We start from the raw sequence: 1,063 nt of genomic DNA, 5'->3' as shown, positions 1-1,063 counted from the left end.
TGACCTGCCACTGAGAATTTCCTCCATGTGAGATTAGAGTCCGGCCCTTGATCGAAGGACGGACTGATGAAGAGAAAGCGGTTCACGGAAGAGCAGATCATTGCGGTTCTGCGCGAGCACGAGGCGGGAGCGAAGGCGGGCGATCTGGCTCGCAAGCACGGGGTCTCGGAGGCGACGCTGTATAATTGGAAGGCGAAGTATGGCGGGATGGACGTGTCCGACGCCAAGCGGCTGAAGGCGCTGGAAGACGAGAACGCCAAGCTGAAGAAGCTGCTCGCCGATCAGATGCTGGAAGCCTCGGCGCTGCGCGAGCTTCTGTCAAAAAAATGGTAGGGCCCGCCGTTAAGCGCGAAGCCGTCGCGCATCTGCAGGCCGTCATGGGCTTGTCGGAGCGTCGGGCCTGTTCCTTCGTCGGCGCCGATCGCAAGATGATCCGCTACCAGTCTCGCCGACCGTCAGAGACGGAGCTGCGTGGTCGGCTGCGCGACCTCGCCAACGAGCGCCGACGCTTTGGCTACAGGCGGCTGTTCATCCTGCTCAGGCGCGAGGGCGAGGCATCTGGGGTCAACCGCATCTATCGTCTCTACCGCGAGGAAGGCCTGACGGTGCGCAAGCGCCGGGCAAGGCGGCGAGCGGTCGGCACCCGGGCGCCGATCCTGGTCGAGGCAAAGCCGAACGCGCGCTGGTCGCTGGATTTCGTGCATGACCAGTTCGCCTGCGGCCGCAGGTTTCGCGTGCTCAACGTCGTCGACGACGTGACGCGCGAATGCCTGGCGGCGATCCCGGACACCTCGATCTCCGGCCGTCGGGTTGCGCGTGAACTGACGGAACTGATCACCCAGCGCGGCAAGCCGGGTATGATCGTCTCCGACCACGGCACCGAGTTCACCTCGAACGCCATCCTCGCCTGGTCGAAGGATCATAGAATCGAATGGCACTACATCGCGCCAGGCAAGCCAATGCAGAACGGCTATGTCGAGAGTTTCAACGGCCGGATGCGCGATGAGCTTTTGAACGAGAGCCTGTTCTTCGGTCTCGACTACGCCCGAAGCGCCATTGCCGA

The 1,063-nt window shown here is 63.0% G+C and carries 1 protein-coding gene and 1 pseudogene; both read left to right on the top strand.

What is annotated here, in order from left to right; all coding sequences use genetic code 11:
• Positions 1-66: 66 nt before the first annotated feature.
• Positions 67-219 (top strand): annotated as a pseudogene (locus tag LB557_RS31485) (transposase); the annotation flags it as partial.
• A partial coding sequence (locus LB557_RS31480; protein ID WP_224713166.1) for an IS3 family transposase occupies positions 186-1,063 on the top strand: 878 nt, incomplete at its 3' end. The pseudogene LB557_RS31485 and the gene LB557_RS31480, both read left to right, overlap by 34 nt.

It is taken from the genome of Mesorhizobium sp. BR115XR7A, assembly GCF_020165315.1.
Classification (GTDB): Bacteria; Pseudomonadota; Alphaproteobacteria; order Rhizobiales; family Rhizobiaceae; genus Mesorhizobium; species Mesorhizobium australicum.
This window is presented reverse-complemented; position numbering and strand designations above follow the sequence as displayed.